This window comes from Burkholderia sp. AU16741 (assembly GCF_002223345.1).
Lineage (GTDB): Bacteria > Pseudomonadota > Gammaproteobacteria > Burkholderiales > Burkholderiaceae > Burkholderia > Burkholderia sola.
In genome coordinates this window covers 199,531-218,022 of sequence record NZ_NKEZ01000011.1, presented here as the reverse complement: position 1 = coordinate 218,022, position 18,492 = coordinate 199,531, and the positions used below count along the sequence as shown (strand labels likewise).

Here is an 18,492-nt window from a genome sequence, read left to right as displayed (position 1 = left end):
CTGCCCGTACGACGGAGTTTACCGATCATGACCCCACCCTCCCCCGCGCCGTCGCCCGCCGTGCCCGCGCGTTCCCGCAAGCCGGCCATCGTCGCGATCGCCGCGATCGCGCTGCTGCTCGCCGCATTGCTCGTGTACGAGTTCGACGCACGCGATCGCGGCACCGACGACGCGTACGTGACCGGCCACCTGCACGTGATCTCGCCGCGCGTTTCCGGCACGGTCGAACGCGTGCTCGTCGACGACAACCAGTTCGTGCACGCAGGCGACGCGCTCGTGCAGATCGACCGGCGCGACTTCGACGTGCGTGTCGCCGCGCAACGCGCACGCGTCGCCCAGGCGCATGCCGATGCGAGCCGCGCCCACGCGCTGATCGAACAGGCGGACGCGGCGCTCGTGTCGGCGCACGCCGATGCCGAAAAGGCCGAACTCGATTACGCGCGGGCCCGCGAACTGACCCGCGAGACGCCGCGCGGCCTGTCGAAGCAGGAGTTCGACGCGGCCGATGCCGCCCGCAAGTCCGCCCGCGCGCGGGTCGCGGCGGCCGACGCGCAACGGCGCAGCGCCATCGCCGCCGCCCAGGCCGCCGACGCCGCGTCGAGCCAGAACGATGCCGAGTTGCGCGACGCGCTGCTGCAGCTCGGCTACACGGCGGTCGTCGCGCCGTCGGACGGCTACGTCGGCAAGAAGACCGTGGAGACCGGCGAGCATGTCGCGCCCGGCCAGGCGCTGCTCACGCTGGTCGAGCCGCATCCGTGGATCGTCGCCAATTTCCGCGAGACGCAGTTGCGGCACGTGCGCGCCGGCGACGCCGTGCAACTGCGCTTCGATGCGCTGCCGGAGCGCGCGTTCAGCGGCCACATCGACAGCCTGTCGCCCGCGACCGGCGCGCAGTTCGCGCTGCTGCCGCCCGACAACGCGACCGGCAACTTCACGAAGGTCACGCAGCGCGTGCCCGTGAAGATCCTGCTCGACGGCCCGGCCGCGACGGAGCCGCGCATCCGGCCCGGGCTGTCGGTCGTCGTCACGCTGCAACCCGGCGGCGCAGCGCAATGAAGCGCGCCTTCGCCCTGCTCGCCGCGAGCCTGCTGGCCGCCTGCTCGATCGCGCCGCAGCCGCTCGCGCCCGTGCCGGTCGGGCGCGACGGGTTCCGTCATGCCGATCCGTCGGCCGATGCGCATGCGCCGTCGCTCGCGGCATGGCCCGCCTGGTTCGGCGACCCGCAGCTCGGCCGCCTCGTCGACGCCGCGCTCGCGCACAACCTCGATATCCGCGCGGCGGCCGCGCGCGTCGATCAGGCGCAGGCGCTGCTCGGCGTGCGCGAGGCCGCGCTGGCGCCGACGGTGCGCGTCGACCCGTCGTTCAGCCGCTCGCGCGTATCCGGCACGATCGACAACGCGCTGCCGAAGCGCACGATGCACAACTGGTCGGTGCCCGTCGCCGCGAGCTACGAAGTCGATCTATGGGGCCGCTTGCGCGGCGATGCCGACGTCGGCGAACAGAACGTGCTGCAGGCGGCGGCCGACCGCGATGCGCTGCGTCTGCGGGTAGCGACCGAAGTGGCCGTCGACTACCTGACGCTGCGCTACGTCGACGACGATCTCGTGACGCTCACGCGCGCGATCGGGTTGCGGCGCACCGCGCTCGACGTGATCGCCGCCCGCGTGCGGGCCGGCGCGGCGAGCGATCTCGACGGGCTGCGCGCGTCGGCCGATCTCGATACCGCGCATGCCGATCTCGCGGAGAGCCGCCGGCTGCGCGAGAACCTCGTCGACGCCATCGCGGTGCTGACCGGCGTGTCGCCGACCGCGTTCGACGTCGGCACGGCCGCCGTGCCCGTGCAGGTGCCGGAGGTGCCGGCCGGGCTGCCGTCCGCGCTGCTCGCCCAACGCCCGGACGTATTCGCGGCGGCCCGGCGGGCCGACGCGGCGTCGCTCGAGCTGGGCATCGCCCGCACCGCGTGGCTGCCGACGCTGACGCTGACCGCCGACGGCGGTTTCGCCACCCGCGACCTGCGGTCGCTTCTCGACCGCAACAGCTCGCTGTGGAGTCTCGGCGCGAACGTCGCGCTGACGCTGTTCGACGGCGGCAAGCGCGACGCCGCGGTGGCCGCCGCGCGAGCCGGCACGAACGTCGCCGACGCCAACTATCGCGCGACCGCGATCGCTGCGTTGCGCGACGTGCAGGATGCGCTCAACGACATCGCCGCGCAAAAGGAGCGGATCGTGCGCTACGACCGCGCGGCGCACGCGACGGACGCCGCGGCGCGGCTGTCGCTGAGCCGTTACGCGCACGGCTACGTCAGCTACCTGGAAGTGATCGACGCCGATCGCGATGCGCTGAATGCGCGGCGCCAACTGATTCACAGCCGGCAGGCGCTGGCCGTCGCGACGGTGAGCCTCGTGCGCGCGTTGGGCGGCGGGTGGACGCCGCCGGCGCGCGCGGGCCGGGATGGGTGGCGGGACGGGCTGCGCGACACGACGCAGGCCGACGCGCGATGAATGGATCGAACGGCCCGCGCGAGCGCGTCACGCGAGCGCGAGCCGATGCGCATCCTCGCCGAGAAACCGGTGCACGAAGGTCACGGCCATCGCGCCTTCGCCGACCGCCGACGCGACGCGCTTGACCGATCCCGATCGCACGTCGCCGGCCGCGAACGATCCCGGCACGCTGGTTTCGAGGTGGTACGGCCGGCGCTCGAGCGGCCATACGCGCTCGAACGCCGGACAGTCGTACAGGTCGCCGCCGGTCACGAGATAACCGTCCGGATTGCGAATGATGTCGGTGTCCTTCGCCCAGTCGGTATTCGGCGCGCCGCCGATGCACACGAACAGGCGCGTGGCCGGCAGCCGTTCGAGCGTGCCGTCCGCCGAGCGAAGCTCGATCGCGTCGAGCCAGCCGTCGCCGTGCAGCGCGGCGACGCTCGACCGGTAGCGGACCTCGATGTTCGGCGTGCGCTCGATCCGGTCGATCAGGTAGCGCGACAGCGTGTCGGCGAGCGACGCCCCGCGCACGAGCATCGTCACCTGGCGCGCATGCCGCGCGAAATTCATCGCGGCCTGGCCGGCCGAATTGCCGCCGCCGACGATGAACACCTGCTCGCCCGCGCACATCGGCGCTTCGCTCGACCCGGCGCCGTAGAACAGCCCCGCATTGAGAAACGCCGGCTCCTCGGGCAGCCCGAGGCTGCGATATTCGATGCCGGTCGCGCAGATGTTCGCGCGCGCGACCAGGATCGACCCGTCGGCGAGCTCGACGCGGATCTTGCCGTCGACGAACGTCGCATGCACGCCCTCGCGCATCGTCAGCAGCTCGACGCCGAACTTCACCGCCTGCTCGCGCGCGCGTTCCGCGAGCTCCGCGCCCGGGATGCCGTCGGGGAAGCCCATGTAGTTCTCGATCAGCGAACTCGTGCCGGCCTGCCCGCCGATCGCGCCGCGCTCGATCACGACCGCGCGCAGCCCTTCGGACGCCGCGTAGACCGCCGCCGACAGCCCGGCCGGCCCCGCGCCGTAGATCGATACGTCGTATTCGACGAAGCGCGGGCGCGCGACCCAGCCGAGCCGCGCGGCGATCTCGGCCAGCGTCGGCTGGTACAGGCGCGAGCCGTCCGGAAAGATCACGACCGGCAGCCGGACGTCGCGCAGCGGCGCGATGCCGAGCATCTGTGCACAATCGGCGTCGGATGTCAGCTCGCACCAGTCGTACGCGATCATGCGCCGCTGCAGGAAATCGCGGATCGCGTACGCATCCCTGCTGCGCGGCAGGCCGACGATTCGCACGTGTTGCGGTTGATCCATGAGCGCCTCCCGATGAAGTCGATGTCGAATGCGGTCCGGCCGATGCCGCGGCGTGGCCGGACGCATTCGCGACTGTACGCCGCCGGTGCGCGCCGCGCGGGCCGCTTCATGACAATTAAGGTCGGGCCGCGACGCGACGCTGCACAATGCCGCGTATCCCTTCCGCTTGCGGCCGCGTGCCGGCCACGCCGCAAGCGTCGCTCCCGCGCCGGCATCGGAGCGCAAGATGGCCAACGCCTGTACGCATCTCGACGAAGCACGCGTGTTCGACACGGACAAGGACTACTGTGAGGAATGCGTCAAATCGGGCAGCCGCTGGGTGCATTTGCGGATGTGCCTGATCTGCGGGCACGTCGGCTGCTGCGACTCGTCGCCGAATCGCCACGCGAGCCGGCATTTCCGCGAAACCGGTCACCGGCTCGTCCGCTCGATCGAGCCCGGCGAGCGCTGGATCTGGTGCTACGCGGACGAAGTCGTCGCTGGCGAGATGCCCTCGTGACGCGACGCGCGGGGCCGCCGCGACACGGCGCGCCCGGGATCGGCCCCCGGCCGATCCGGCGCCGGACACCGTTCAGAACGTTTCAGCGCCGTTTCAGGCAAGGGTCGCGGCCTCTGCGTAGACTGCCGTTCATGAGCTGCCGCGCAGAACGGCGCCTGCGCCCGTTATCGACTGCTGGAGTAAAAACATGATCCCCGCCGCCAATCACCGCCGCTCGGCAACACGCTCGCGGCCGCATCGGACGACACCGCGCGGCCGACACGCATCGTCCGGTGTCGCCGCGCCTCGCATGACTTGCGGCGCACCGCGTCGCCTGGAGCGCGCATGAAGCACAAACGACTCTGGTTCGGCGCGGCCGGCATCGCGATCGTGGGCGTCGCGGTCGCGATCGGCATCATGGTGCGGCCGTCGATCGCGCCGATCGATCCGCCGGTCCCCGCTTCGTTCGATCCGCAACTGGTGCGCGCCGGCGCGCGCGTCGTCGCGCTCGGCGACTGCATCGTGTGCCACACCGCGAAGGACGGCAAGCCGTTCGCGGGCGGGCTGCCGCTCGCGACGCCGTTCGGCACGATCTACGCGACCAACATCACGCCGGACGCCGAATCGGGGATCGGCCGCTGGTCGCGCGACGCCTTCGCCCGTGCGCTGCGCACCGGCATCGGGCGCAACGGCCAGCCGCTTTACCCGGCGTTTCCGTACATTCATTTCACGCGGATGTCGGACGACGACATCGCCGCCGCGTACGCGTACCTGATGACGCGCGAGCCGGTACGTGCGAAGGCGCCCGCCAACGACCTGATCTTTCCGCTGAACTTCCGGCCGCTGGTCGCGTTCTGGAACGTGCTGTTCCTGCGCGAAGGCGCGTATCAGCCCGACCCCGCGCAGTCGGCGCAATGGAACCGCGGCAGGATGCTCGTCGACGGGCTCGGCCACTGCGCATCGTGCCATTCGCCGCTGAACGCGATCGGCGGCGAGCAGCGCGGCCGCGCGTTCGACGGCGGCATCGTCGACGGCTGGGAAGCGCCGCCGCTCAATGCGCTCGGCCAGGCCGCGCGGCCGTGGACGCAGGCGCAGCTCGTCACCTACCTGCGCACCGGCCGCGCGAGCGAGCACGGCGCGGCGGCCGGGCCGATGCTGCCGGTCACGCGCGACCTCGCGACGGTGCCGGTGGAGGACGTCGAGGCGATCGCCACGTACATCCTGTCGATCCAGAAACCGGCGACCGCGCGTGCGGCCACGGCAACGGCCGCTGGCGAACACCCCGCGACGACGCCGGCCGCGCAGCGAGGCGCGACGCTGTTCCAGGCGTCGTGCGCGCAGTGCCACGGGCCGGCCGCGCCGATGCAGTCGATCGGCGAGCGGCCGACGCTTTCGTTCAGCACGGCGGTCAACGCCGATACGCCGCGCAACGCGATCCAGATGATGTTCAACGGAATCGGCTGGCACGGCGAGGATACGCTCAACTACATGCCGTCGTTCATCGACCAGTACGACGACGCGCAGATCGCCGATCTCGCCGCGTACGTGCGCGAGACCTATACCGATCGCCCGGCGTGGTCGGGCGTCGACGCGATGGCCGCGAAGCTCAGAAAAGAGGACACCGCACGATGATTACCCTCACCGTCAACGGCGTGCGGCACACGCTGGACATCGATCCGTCCACGCCGCTGCTGTATGCGCTGCGCAACGACCTGCACCTGCACGGCGCGAAGTTCGGCTGCGGCCTCGGCCAATGCGGCGCCTGCACCGTGATCGTCGACGGCAAGCCGACCTTCTCGTGCCTGATGCCGGTGGCCGCGGTCGGCGCGCGCAGCGTGCGCACCATCGAGAGCCTCGGCACGGCCGAGCATCCGGGCCCGCTGCAGCGCGCGTTCCTCGAGCACCAGGCCGCGCAGTGCGGCTACTGCATCGCCGGGATGATCATGCGCGCGCAGGCGCTGCTCGAACGCAACCCGAAGCCGACCGAACAGGAACTGCGCACGCACATGGAACCGAACCTGTGCCGCTGCGGCACGCACATGCGGATTCTCGCGGCGGTGCGCTCGGTCGCGGGGCTGCCGCCGCCGGAACCCGCTTCCGCTCCCGTCACGATCAGCAAGGGGCTGTGATGAATTCCCATGACGACATCGACGAAGGCCGCCGGCACTTCATCGTCTCCGGCGCGCTGTTCGTCGCGTTCACGCTCGCGCCCGCGTCGCGCGCGGCCGCGCAGCTGGTGATCGCCGACGAAGGCGCGGCCGTGCACGTGGCGAAGGCCACGCAGGCGCTCGCCGGCAGCCTGAAGACCAATCCGCTGCTCGATGCATGGGTCAAGATCGCGCCCGACGGCAAGGTCACCGTGTACACCGGCAAGGTCGAGCTCGGCACCGGCGTGCGCACCGCGCTGCTGCAGGTGGCCGCCGAGGAACTCGACATGAAGCCGTCGCTGATCACGTTCCTGACCGCCGACACCGGCGCGTCGCCGGACGAAGGATTGACCGCCGGCAGCCATACGATGGCCGACAGCGGCTCCGCGCTGCTGAATGCGACCGCGCAGGTGCGCGCGCTGCTGGTGGAAGGCGCGGCGAAACGCTTCGGCGTCGATCCGCGCACGCTGACGACCGCCGACGCGGTAATCACGGCGCCCGACGGCCGCACGATGACCTACGGCGACGCGATCCGCACGGTGGACCTGCACCGCAACGCGACGCCCACGTCGCCGCTGAAGAACCCGGCGACGTTCGCGGTGATCGGCACGTCGCTGCCGCGCGTCGACATCCCGAACAAGGTCACGGGCGGCGTCAGCTACGTGCAGGACATGCAGCTGCCCGGCATGCTGCACGCGCGCGTCGTGATGCCGCCGGTGTATGAAGCGAAGCTGCTGTCGTTCGACGAAGCCGCGATCCTGAAGCTGCCGGGCGTCGTGCGGATCGTGCGCAACGGCAGCATGCTCGCGGTGGTCGCGCAGGGCGAATGGCAAGCCGTGGTCGCGCAGCGCGCGCTCGCCGCCGGCTGCCGCTGGTCGCCGGGCCGCAAGCTGCCCGAGCGCGGCACCGTGCACGCGGACCTGAAGCGGATCTCGACGCAGCGCATCGAGATCGCGAACACGCACGCGGCCACCGCGCCGGCCGTGAAAACGCTGAACGCGACGTTCCTGAAGAACTACCTGCTGCATGGGTCGATCGGGCCGTCGTGTTCGGTCGCGCATCTCGAGAACGGGATGATGACGGTGTGGACCCACTCGCAGGGCGTCTATCCGCTGCGCGACGCGCTCGCCGAGATGCTGTCGATGCCGAAGGCGAACATTCGCTGCATTCACACCGAGGGCTCCGGCTGCTACGGACACAACGCGGCGGACGACGCGGCCGCGCACGCGGCGCTGATCGCCGCCGCGATGCCGGGCAAGCCGATTCGCGTGCAATGGATGCGCGAACAGGAACACACGTGGGATCACTTCACGCCCGCGATGGTGACGGAAGTCAGCGCATCGCTCGACGCGAGCGGCCGCATCGTCGACTGGAACTATGCGTTGTGGAGCAGCTCGCACAACGAGCGGATCGTCAACGCCGGCCGGCTGCTGCCCGCGCGCATGCTGGAGCCGCCGTTCGTGCCCGCGCCGTCGACGCCGATGCTGCAACCGGAAGGCGGCGGCGACCGCAACGCGATTCCGCTGTACGCGCTGCCGAACCAGCACATCGTCAACAACTTCTCGCCGACGATGCCGCTGCAGACCTCCGCGATGCGCTCGCTCGGCGCGCACACGAACATCTGGGCGATCGAGAGCTTCATGGACGAGCTCGCGCACGCGGCCGGCGTCGATCCGGTCGAATTCCGGCTGCGTCACATGGAAGACCATCGCGCGCGGCAGGTGATCCAGCTCGCCGCGAAGCACTTCGGGTGGCCGCGGCCGCCGCGCGCGCGCAACCGCGGCGTCGGCTTCGCGTTCGGCAAGTACAAGAACCTGATGGCCTACGTCGCGATCGCGGTCGAGGTGTCGGTCGTGCCGGAAACCGGCCAGGTGACGCTCGAACACGCGGAAGCCGCCGTCGACGCGGGCCAGATCGTGTCGCCGGACGGGATCCGCAACCAGATCGAGGGCGGCATCGTGCAGGCCGCGAGTTGGACGCTGTACGAGGCGCTGAAGTACGACACGGAACGGATCCGCAGCTTCGACTGGAGCAGCTACCCGATCCTGCGCTTCTCGGCCGCGCCGCGGAACGTGAAGGTCCACCTCGTCAATCGCCCCGGCGCGCCGTTTCTCGGCGCGGCCGAGGCGTCGATGGGCCCGACCGCCGGCGCGCTGGCCAACGCGATCTTCGATGCGACCGGCCAGCGCCTGCGCGAAATGCCGTTCGCCGGCGATTCGCTGAGAAAGCGCATCGAAGCCTAGCGGCGGCGTCGCACCCGCCACGCGACACGCCCTATCCGATACCCGACAAGACGGCGCCGGCACGCACCGGCGCCGCGCCCCGACAGGAATGGAGAGCTTCCGACGATGGATACCTTGCTTTCGATGCGCGTGTTCACGCGCATCGTCGAAACCGGCAGCTTCACGCGCGCGTCCGACACGACCGGCCTCACCACGCCGCGCGTGTCCGCGCTGCTGAGCGCACTCGAGCAGCATCTCGGCTGCCGGCTGCTGAACCGCACCACGCGCCGCATCTCGCTGACCGAGGACGGTCAGGCGTATTACGAACGCGCCGTCGCGGTGCTGCGCGAGATCGACGACATGGAGGCATCGGTCTCGCAGGCCCGCAACGTGCCGCGCGGCCGGCTGAAGGTGAACCTGCCGCCCGCGATGGCGAAGCAGGTCGTGGTGCCCGCGCTGCCGGCGTTTCTCGACGCCCATCCGGACATCATGATCGAACTCGGCGTGACCGACCGGCAGATCGACCTCGTCGGCGAAGGGGTCGATTGCGTGGTGCGCATCGGCGCGCTCGACGATTCGGGGATGATCGCGCGGCGGATCGGCAGCCTGACCACCTGCACGTGCGGCTCGCCCGCGTATTTCGCGCGGTGCGGCGAGCCGGAGACCGTCGACGATCTCACGCAGCACGTCGCGGTCAGCCACATCTCGGCCGACACCGGGCGGCCGCGCCCGTGGGATTACGTCGTCGACGGCGAGCCGCGCATCGTGCAGATGTGCGGCACGGTGGCCGTCAACGACGCGGACAACTACATCGAGTGCGGCGTCGCCGGCATCGGCCTGATCAAGACGTCGCTGTACCTCGTCGAGCCTTACCTGAAATCGGGCCGGCTGCGCGAGGTGCTGACCGATTTCAACGCGCCGGCCAAGCCGATCTCGGTGCTGTATCCGCCCAATCGCCACATCCCGGTCAAGCTGAAGGTGTTCGTCGACTGGCTCGCGGGGCTGTTCGAGCAGATTCCGACGCTGCAGGGCAAACGCGGCTGAACCGGTGCGGCGCGGCACTTTTGCGTGCCGCGCAACGCTCGATTGCGCGGCAGCTCGCTTCCGGCTTTATCGATTGATCAATAGTATGGACGGCAATGCGATGCACCGTATCGCGGCCGGGCGAACTCGATGCCGGCGCGACGCTTCGGTGTCCGGCCTTTCTCTTTTCCAGGAGTCGATCATGTCAACGGATTCAACACCGCTCGCGCCGCCCGCGCACGGCGTCAAACTCACGCAGGGGCTGATCCTGCTGTTCGCCTTCAGCTGCGGCGCGATCGTCGCGAACCTGTACTACGCGCAGCCGATCACCGAGCTCATCGCGCCGAGCCTGCACATGTCCGGCAACACGGCGAGCCTGATCGTGTCGCTGACGCAGATCGGCTATGCGCTCGGGCTGTTCTTCATCGTGCCGCTCGGCGACCTGCTCGAAAACCGCAAGCTGATGATCGTGACGGCCGTCGTGTCGATCGCGAGCCTCGCGGCAGCGGCGTTCGTGCGCACGCCCGGGCTCTTTCTCGCGATTTCGCTGCTGATCGGATTCAGTTCGGTGGCCGTGCAGATCCTCGTGCCGCTCGCCGCGCACCTGGCGCCCGACCATTCGCGCGGCCGCGTCGTCGGCACGATCATGAGCGGGCTGCTGCTCGGCATCCTGCTCGCGCGGCCGCTGTCGAGCGTCGTGGCCGACGCGTTCGGCTGGCGCTTCGTGTTCGCGGCGGCGGCCGTGCTGATGACGCTCGTCACGGCCGTGCTCGCGCTGACGATTCCGTCGCGCCAGCCCGATCATCGCGCGACCTATTTCGAACTGATCGGCTCGCTGCTGCACCTCGTTCGCACGATGCCGATCCTGCGTCACCGCGCGTTCTACCAGGGCCTGATGTTCGCGTCGTTCAGCCTGTTCTGGACCGCCGTGCCGGTCGAACTGACGCGTCACTACGGGTTGTCGCAATCGGCGATCGGCCTGTTCGCGCTGGTCGGCGCGATCGGCGCGACCTCGGCGCCGGTGGCCGGGCGCCTCGCGGATGCCGGCCATACGGTGCGCGCGACACTGATCGCGCTCGTCGCCGGCGCGCTCGCGTATGCGGTCGGGTTCGTGCACGGCGCCGGCCTGTACGGGCTCGTCGTCACCGGCATCGTGCTCGACTTCGCGGTGCAGATGAACATGGTGCTCGGCCAGCGCGAGATCTACGCGTTGCATGCGGCGAGCCGCAACCGGCTCAATGCGCTGTACATGACGAGCATCTTCGTCGGCGGCGCCGTCGGCTCCGCGCTCGCGAGCCCGCTGTACGAGCACGGCGGCTGGCCGCTCGTCGCCGCGGTGGCCGGCGCGTTCCCGATCGTCGCGCTCGGCCACTACCTGCTCGTCGGGCGGCCGCACGCGCAACGTCACGCGGCGGGTTGAACCCTCGTCACCCATCGAATCGATCCGTTCGCGGGGCGCGAAGCCGCCCCGCTCCCCGTCGAACCACAGGAGTCCATCATGTCTTCCCTGCTCAGTGCCTACGATCTGCGCGGCCTCGCGCTGCCGAACCGCGTCGTGATGGGGCCGATGACGCGCTCGCGCGCGCCGTCGCGCGGGCTGCCCACCGAACTGATGGCCGAGTACTACGCGCAGCGCGCGTCGGCCGGCCTGATCGTGACCGAGGCCACCAACGTCAGCCGGGCGTCCGCCGCCTTCGAGCTGACGCCGGGGCTCGTCGACGATGCACAGGCCGCCGCCTGGAAGATCGTCACCGACGCCGTCCACGCGAACGGCGGACGCATCTTCGCGCAGCTGTGGCACGGCGGCCGCGTCAGCTCGCTGACGCTGCTCGGCGGCGCCGCGCCGCTGTCGCCGTCCGGCGTGAACGACGACCTCGAACAGTTGCAGGTCTGGGCGCAGTTGCAGAACGGCTACTACACGAAGATCCATGCGACGCCGTCGCGCGCGATGACGACCGATGAAGTCGTCGCCGCCGTCGACGAATTCCGGCAGGCCGCCGTGCGCGCGATGGCCGCGGGCTTCGACGGCGTCGAGATCCATGCGGCCAACGGCTACCTGCCGCACCAGTTCCTGTCGTCGACGCTGAATCGCCGCGACGATCGCTACGGCGGATCGGTCGCGAACCGCGCGCGCTTTCTCGAGGAAATCGTCGACGCGGTCGGCGGCGTGATGCCGCTGAGCCGCGTCGGCGTGCGCATCTCGCCGTACGCGAAATACAACAACGTGCGCGACGCCGATCCGGACGCGACGCTCGCGTACGTCGGCCGGATGCTCGACGCAGCGGGCATCGCGTATCTGCATGCGGCCGACACCAACGGCTGGAGCGGCGAACCCGATCTGCCGCGCATCGTCGAGCACGCGCGCCGGTCGTTCCACGGCACGCTGATCGTCAACGGCGGCATTTCGCCGGAAGCGGCGAACGCGCTGATCGACGCGGGCGACGCCGATCTGGTCGCGTTTGCGCGCGCGTATATCGCGAACCCGGATCTCGTGGAGCGCATCGCGGCCCGCGCACCGCTCGCGGAGCCGAAGGCCGCCGGCTGGTACGGCGGCGACCGCGCCGGCTACGTCGACTATGCGCGGTACGACGCGGCGCCCTCGCACGCGTGACCCGCACATGCGGCGCGCAACATGCCGCATCCCCGGCGCGGCCGCGCGCCGCGGCCGGCCCAGCGTGCGGCAGCCGCACGCTCGACCGGCGCCGTCAGGTGTCGTTCCACCGCGCGCCCAGCACGCGCCCGCAGAAATTCGGCCGATGGAAATCCGGATCCGCGCGTTCGAGCACGTCGGCGCTCCACGTGCCGAAGGTCGACTGCGGCCGATGCGAGACGCCGCGCGCGACCAGGTCGAGAAACGCTTCGGGAAAACCGCTACCGCGCGGATACGCGGCAAGGAGCGCGTCACGCTCGTCGGCCATGTATGCGTCGAAGTCGGTCGCCATCAGGTCCGTCGACACCGCAGCCGCCAACGCGCGCGCGAGCGGCGACGCGCGGACGGCCACGCCCGGCGTCGTATGCAGCGCGATCGCGTGCCACACGTCGTCGCGCATGCGCCGCGACCGGCGGTGCCGCAGCAGCAACGCGCGCGCGGCATCCGCGCCGTCCAGTTCGTAACGTTCGGTCGAACGGCAGTACGCCGGGCTCAGCCCCATGTTCGCGTACATCGCGGCGACGTACAGTGCATCGGCGTCGCACGCGTCGCCGGCACGCCGCGCGGCGAGCGACGCGAACACGAACACGCGCGCCGCGTGATCGACGAGCGCGGCGGGCAACGATGCGCGGGCCGCGTCGGCTGCCTCGACCGCAACGGGCGTGCGCGGAATGCGAACGCCGGCCACTTCGTCGCCGGTGGCCGATGCGCGCGGGTGCGCAGCATTCATCCTGTCTCCTTCATGCCCCGTGCCCGGGGCGGAAAATCGTTCCATGCACGGCGGCGTGCGTCGCGCACCGGTACGCCGCTCAAAACGCGACGCAGCAGCGGCCGAAGGCTTCGCAGTGTTCGGCGGCCGCGCTTGCCGTCGGATAGCGCGACCGCGCGAAGCGGCGTCCGTGACTGTGCGCGCGGCAGGCATCGACGCCGGAAGCCGCGCATGCGTCGCCCGCCGCCGATGCATGCGGCGCGGCGCGCCCGCCGGCGCCCGCCGCATCGGCGACGCCGCCTGAACCGACCGGCGACCATGCCGGGCTGACGGGCGGAGGCGGCGGCGCCAGCGGCGAGAATTCCTGCTCCGCGTGCACGACCTTGCCGTCGACGACCGTCAGCACCGACGACAGCGCCGGGATATGCCGCGCGTCGACCGTGAAGTAATCGTCGCTCAGCACCGCGAAGTCGGCGTACCGGCCGGGCACCAGCGCGCCCTTGCGATGCTCGTCCGCGGAGAACCATGCGCTGCCGACCGTGTAGCGGCGCAGCGCCTCCATCCGGCCGAGCCGGTTGCGCGCCGGATACAGCGCGGTGCCGCCCACGCTGCGCCCCGACACCATCCAGTACAGCGCGACGAACGGGTTGTAGCTCGCCGCGCCCGTCGCGCCCGAGCCGGCGCCGACCGGCAGCCCGGCCGCGAGCATCGCGCGGATCGGCGGCGCGCGCGTGGCCGCCGCCGCGCCATGGCGCGCGATGAACGCTTCGCCCTGGAACGCCATGCGCGGCTGCACGGTGATGCCGCCGCCGAGCGCCGCGACACGCGCGATATTGGCATCCGAAATCGTCTCGCAGCGGTCGAAGCTCCAGCGCAGCCCGTCGAACGGCGTGTCGCGATCCACCGCTTCGAACACGTCGAGGAAGCGGCCAATCGATTCGTCGTAGGTCGCATGCAGCCGGAACGGCCAGCGATGGCGCACGAGCAGCCGGACGATGGCCGCCAGCTCCACCTCGACCGATGCGGGCAGGTCGATGCGCGGTTCGAGAAAATTGCCCAGATCGACGGCCGAGAACAGCAGCCGCTCGCCCGCGCCGCTCGCGCGCAGGAACGCGTCGCCGCGGCCGGGCGCCGTCAGCGCGATCCATGTCGCGAAGTCGTCGAGCTCCCGGCCGGCGTGCCGCGCGCCCAGCGCATAGGCGATGCGCGTCGTCAATTCGCCGCGCCGCGCGAGCGTCGCGACCGCCGCATAGTCGTCCGGATACGCGAGGCCGTCGCCGCCGGCGTCGATCGCGCTCGTCACGCCGACGCGGTTCAGCGCGCGCATGAACTGCCGCGTCGAGTTGACGCGGTCGTCCGCATCGAGCATGGGCGCGCGGGCGAGCGCCGCGCCGAGCACCGCCGGGTCCGGACGCGCGAGCAGCAGCCCGGTCGGCCGCCCATGGCGGTCGCGCCGCAGTTCGCCGCCGGGCGGATCGGGCGTGTCGCGCCCGTAGCCGAGCGCGCGCAGCGCGGCCGCATTCAGCCACGCACTGTCGGCCAGATGCTGGATGAACACCGGCGTGTCGGGTGCGATCGCGTTGAGCTCGGCCGCCGTCGGGCCGCGCTTTTCCGCGAACTGCAGCGCGGTCCAGCCGGCCGCCACGCGCGCCCATTGCGGCGCGGGCGTGCGGCGTACCTGCCGGCCCAGCAGCTCGAGCGCGTCGGCCAGCGACGGCACGCCGTCCCAGCGCACTTCGAGGTTGAAGTTCATGCCGCCGCGGATCGCCTGCAGGTGCGCGTCGATCAGGCCCGGAATCACGGTACGGCCGTTCAGATCGATTCGGGTCGTGTCGTCGTGCGCATGGCGCAGCACGTCGCGATCGTCGCCGGTCGCGACGATGGTCCCGTCCTTCACCGCGAGCGCGCGAACGAACGAGCGCTGTTCGTCCTGGGTCGCGATCTTGCCGTTGAACACGACGAGGTCCGCCGAACGCGCGGGTTCCGTCGCTCTAAGCACTGTCGGGCCTCCCGTGCGCGCCCGCGCGCGACGCCATCCGACACGCGAGGCTTCCCGCCGCGCACCGGCAAGCGTCCACGGCGCGCGCGTCGGCACGCATGCTGCGATCGCGCGGCCGCCCTGCCGTACTCGGTTCGCGCATCGTTATGCCGCCTGCTGCGCCGCGTCGGCGGCATCGCGTCGCGTGCGCGTCAGGCACGGCGCGAGCGGCGCATCCGGACGGACGAAGTTCTGCACGCGCAGCAAGCGGCGCACGTCGTGGGCGCGCGAACGCGGATCGAAATGCCGCGCGACCCCGGCGACGAGCGCCGACGCCTGCGCGGTGTGCCCGCGCTCGATCAGGTGATCGGCGAGATCGAGCGAGCCGCGCAGCGCCCACATCGCGGCGCCCTGCGCGTTCGCGGTCTGGATCGCCATCTGCAGATGACGGTGCCCGTCCGCCTCGTACGCGGCGGCGAGATCCGCGCCGACGGTGCGCGCCTGTTCGAGCATCGCGACGCCTCTCACGCGCAGCAGTTCGGGAACGAACAGGTGCTCGCCGTGCGCGCGGCAGCGCGCGAGCGTCGCATCGAGCCGGGTGCACGCTTCATCCGCGCGGCCGGTTCGCACGAGGCCTTCCGCGTACGCGACGGTCAACGGCGCGAGCACGCGCCGGAAGCCGCTCGCCTCGACGCGCCGCAGCGCGGGTTCGAGCCGGGCGAGCCCGGCGCCGGGATGGCCGGCCTGGATGTCGAACTGGCCGGTCAGGCATTCGGCGTGACTGCGCCAGATGTCGAAGCCGTGCGCGTCGGCGGTCGCGCGCAGCGTCGCGAGATAGTCGGAGGTGATGTCGTGATCGCCGTAGCGCAGCGCGATCGGCACGGCGGCCGCGCCGAGCACGATGCACAGCGCGAGCGGCGACGGGCCGCGCCGCGCGCACTCGACCGCCTGCGCGGCGACGCGCATCGCGTGCTCGGGCTCGCCTTGCATCCACAGAAGACGGATCAGCATCGTGCGGCCCAGCGTCGCCATGTCGACGCCCAGCGCGGCCTGCGCGCACGGCGATTCGCCCGCGTCGGCAAGCTCGGCCGTCGCCGCTTCCAGCCGCTCGCGCGCCTGCGCATGCTCGCCGAAGTAATGCAGCGACGTCGCGACCATCGTGTTCGCCAGCAACCGCTGCGACCGGTCGCCGCGCCGCTCGGCCGCCCGCTCGAAGCGCGTCGCGTAGCGCAGCGATTCGTGAATGTCCGACAGCGTCAGCATCGTGTTCCACAGCCCGACCAGCGCGCGCGCGTCGAACGCATCGTCGCCGACGTGCGCGGCGAGACCGAGCGTGCGGTCCCACATCGCGGCGGCGGCCAGCGCGTCGCCGTCGGTATGCAGCAGCGCCGACGCGCAGGCCGCCCGCAGCCGCATCTCGCGCGCCGCGTCGACCGGGTCTGCCGCGCCCGTGTCGAGTTCGTCGAGCACCGCTCTCGCGCGCGCCGTGCACGCGCGCATCCGCGACGGCTCCAGCAGCGCGCGCGCCAGCCGGTCGGGCTCGGGCACGCCGGCGGCCTCGGCGGCGTCCGCCGGTTCGTCCAACGGTTCTTCCACGGCCAGCAAGGGCGCATCGGCAGGCGTCACGTCAGCGGGCGTCACGGGCGCGACGAGCCGCACGGGCGCACGCTCGCGCTCGTACGCCGCATGGCGCGCGACGATGCGCTCGAACTCGCCTTCGTTGTGCAGTTTTTCGAGCGCGTACGCGCGCGTCGATTCGGTCAGCCGGTAGCGCGCATACGCGCCGTGGAACTCGACGGTCACCAGCGATTTCGCGACCAGCTCGCCGAGCACCGCGATCATGTCCGCGGCCGACGTGCCGGGCTCGGTGGCGACCGCGTACGCGGCATCGAACGAAAACGGCCCGATGAAGCACCCCATCCGGCGAAACAGCGCGCGCGCGGCCCGATCGAGCAGCACGTAGCTCCAGTCGAACGTCGCGCGCAGCGTCTGATGACGCGGCAGCGCCGAGCGCAGCCCGCCCGTCAGCAGGTTCAGCCGGTCGTCGAGACGCGACGCGACGACCGCGAGCCCGAGCGTCGCCACGCGCGCCGCGGCCAGTTCGATCGCGAGCGGCAGCCCGTCGAGGCGCCGGCAGATGTCGCCGATCAGCCGCACGCCGGCTTCGTCCACCGTGCACTCCGGCGCGGCCGCGCGCACGCGCTCCAGGAACAGCTCGACGGCCGAACAGCGGACGATTTCGTCGGCGGACGCGTTGCCGTCCGGCACCGCGAGCGGGCTCATCCGCAGCACCGCTTCGGCCGAGATGTGCAGCGGCTCGCGGCTCGTCACGAGCACGCGCAGCGAGCCGGCGCTCGACGTCAGCGTTTCGACGAGGCTCGCCACCAGGTCGACGATGTGCTCCGCGTTGTCGAGCACCAGCAGGCAGCGCGACGCTGCGAACGCGTCGCCGATGCGGTCGATGGCGGGCACGCCCTGCGTGTCGAGGCCGAGTTCGGCCGCGAGTGCGATCAGCATGTCGTCGCGTGTCGACGCGCGCGCCAGTTCCACGAACAGCACGCGCTCGCGCGAGCGGCTGCGCACGCCGTGCGCGACGCGCACGGCAAGACTCGTCTTGCCGATGCCGCCCGCGCCGACGAGCGTGACGACCGGCGTGCGTTCGAGCATGTCGACGATCTGCGCGATTTCGGCGTCGCGCCCGACGAGCGGCGCGGGCAGCGACGACGCGGGCGCATCGGGCAACGCGACGACGGGCGGCGCCGCCTCGACGGCCGGCGCGTCGACCACGGGCACGAAGTCCGGGCCGGACGACGCGCTCGCCACCAGCAGGTAGCCGCGCCCGGGCACCGTCTTGATCAGATCGCGGCTCGCGCCGAGCGCCTTGCGCAGCGTCGCCACGTGCACCTGAAGCCGGTTTTCCTCGACGATCAGGCCCGGCCAGACCGCGTCCATGATGTCGTCCTTCGACACGACCGAACCGCTCGCGCGGTGCAGGACTTCGAGAATGTCGAGCGCGCGCGCGCCGATGCGCAGCGACGCGCCGTGCTGGCGAATGTCGCGCTGCTCGAAATCCACAGACAAAGTTCCGATCTGGATCATGGCCGCCTCCGGTCCCTCGGGATGGCTGCCCGATGAACGCGGCAGTTCACCCGGCAGGAAGTCCGCGTCCGGCGCGCCGTTGCACCGGACGGAAAATGTCGAATTCCGGACCGAGTGTAGACGGGTGGCCGCCGAAAATCTTGAAGGAAAATGCGCTCTGCCCGCCGATTTCGGTCGGGCGCGACCGGCACGATCACTTGCGTGTAAAAGTGGGGCGCTATACTCTGCCGGGCCGCTCGAGCAGGCGTTGAGCCGGGCTGCGCACGCATCGCGCGCATGCGTTGAAAGCATTTTGTAATGATGACCGGTGGACGTTTATGCAAATTCATTTTGAACGTTCGCGTGCGCATCTAAACTGGACTCGTCATTTCACGCTCCGAGTCCCT

General features: G+C 71.1%; 13 protein-coding genes. 9 read left to right on the top strand and 4 right to left on the bottom strand.

The genetic code is table 11. From position 1 onward, the window contains the following. Nucleotides 1-27 precede the first annotated feature (27 nt). Together CFB89_RS29955 and CFB89_RS29950 are read left to right on the top strand one after the other, a co-directional pair. Nucleotides 28-1,056 carry an HlyD family secretion protein gene (locus tag CFB89_RS29955; RefSeq protein WP_089471118.1) on the top strand — a complete coding sequence of 343 codons (1,029 nt, stop codon included), beginning with the start codon at nt 28-30 and terminating at the stop codon, nt 1,054-1,056. Then, complete coding sequence (locus CFB89_RS29950; protein ID WP_089471117.1) at nt 1,053-2,501, top strand: efflux transporter outer membrane subunit; 1,449 nt, start codon at nt 1,053-1,055, stop codon at nt 2,499-2,501. The genes CFB89_RS29955 and CFB89_RS29950 overlap by 4 nt, the downstream gene beginning before the upstream one ends. A 27-nt stretch (nt 2,502-2,528) precedes the next feature. Here CFB89_RS29950 and CFB89_RS29945 read toward each other — a convergent pair whose 3' ends face one another. Further along, nucleotides 2,529-3,800: an NAD(P)/FAD-dependent oxidoreductase gene (locus CFB89_RS29945; RefSeq protein ID WP_089471116.1), complete on the bottom strand. Its 1,272-nt coding sequence runs from the start codon at nt 3,798-3,800 to the stop codon at nt 2,529-2,531. A 226-nt stretch (nt 3,801-4,026) separates the two neighbouring features. Here CFB89_RS29945 and CFB89_RS29940 point away from each other — a divergent pair, with 226 nt between their 5' ends. The 7 genes from CFB89_RS29940 (at nt 4,027) to CFB89_RS29910 (ending at nt 12,281) form a co-directional block, all read left to right on the top strand. After that, nucleotides 4,027-4,299 (top strand): ubiquitin carboxyl-terminal hydrolase 14, encoded by a 273-nt coding sequence (locus CFB89_RS29940; protein WP_089471115.1) that lies wholly within the window; start codon nt 4,027-4,029, stop codon nt 4,297-4,299. Nucleotides 4,300-4,623: 324 nt separating this feature from the next. Then, nucleotides 4,624-5,910 carry a cytochrome c gene (locus CFB89_RS29935; RefSeq protein ID WP_089471114.1) on the top strand — a complete coding sequence of 429 codons (1,287 nt, stop codon included), beginning with the start codon at nt 4,624-4,626 and terminating at the stop codon, nt 5,908-5,910. Further along, the gene (locus CFB89_RS29930) at nt 5,907-6,407 is read left to right on the top strand and encodes a (2Fe-2S)-binding protein (protein ID WP_089471113.1); all 501 of its coding nucleotides are present in this window, start codon (nt 5,907-5,909) and stop codon (nt 6,405-6,407) included. Before CFB89_RS29935 ends, CFB89_RS29930 begins: the two co-directional genes overlap by 4 nt. Continuing rightward, nucleotides 6,407-8,668, top strand: a complete 2,262-nt coding sequence (locus CFB89_RS29925) for a molybdopterin cofactor-binding domain-containing protein (RefSeq protein WP_089471112.1) — start codon at nt 6,407-6,409, stop codon at nt 8,666-8,668. Before CFB89_RS29930 ends, CFB89_RS29925 begins: the two co-directional genes overlap by 1 nt. Nucleotides 8,669-8,773: 105 nt before the next feature. Beyond that, on the top strand, nt 8,774-9,691 hold the full coding sequence (locus CFB89_RS29920; protein WP_089471111.1) for a LysR family transcriptional regulator: 918 nt from the start codon (nt 8,774-8,776) through the stop codon (nt 9,689-9,691). 181 nt (nt 9,692-9,872) lie between these two features. After that, the gene (locus CFB89_RS29915) at nt 9,873-11,090 is read left to right on the top strand and encodes an MFS transporter (RefSeq protein WP_089471110.1); all 1,218 of its coding nucleotides are present in this window, start codon (nt 9,873-9,875) and stop codon (nt 11,088-11,090) included. Nucleotides 11,091-11,168: 78 nt separating this feature from the next. Continuing rightward, nucleotides 11,169-12,281 (top strand): alkene reductase, encoded by a 1,113-nt coding sequence (locus CFB89_RS29910; RefSeq protein WP_089471109.1) that lies wholly within the window; start codon nt 11,169-11,171, stop codon nt 12,279-12,281. Nucleotides 12,282-12,375: 94 nt separating this feature from the next. Here CFB89_RS29910 and CFB89_RS29905 read toward each other — a convergent pair whose 3' ends face one another. The 3 genes from CFB89_RS29905 to CFB89_RS29895 form a co-directional block, all read right to left on the bottom strand. After that, complete coding sequence (locus CFB89_RS29905; protein WP_089471108.1) at nt 12,376-13,050, bottom strand: phosphohydrolase; 675 nt, start codon at nt 13,048-13,050, stop codon at nt 12,376-12,378. 79 nt (nt 13,051-13,129) lie between these two features. Further along, nucleotides 13,130-15,028: an amidohydrolase gene (locus tag CFB89_RS29900; protein ID WP_089471107.1), complete on the bottom strand. Its 1,899-nt coding sequence runs from the start codon at nt 15,026-15,028 to the stop codon at nt 13,130-13,132. Between the two features lie 144 nt (nt 15,029-15,172). Further along, the gene (locus CFB89_RS29895) at nt 15,173-18,106 is read right to left on the bottom strand and encodes a winged helix-turn-helix domain-containing protein (RefSeq protein ID WP_089471678.1); all 2,934 of its coding nucleotides are present in this window, start codon (nt 18,104-18,106) and stop codon (nt 15,173-15,175) included. Between the last annotated feature and the right edge of the window lie 386 nt (nt 18,107-18,492).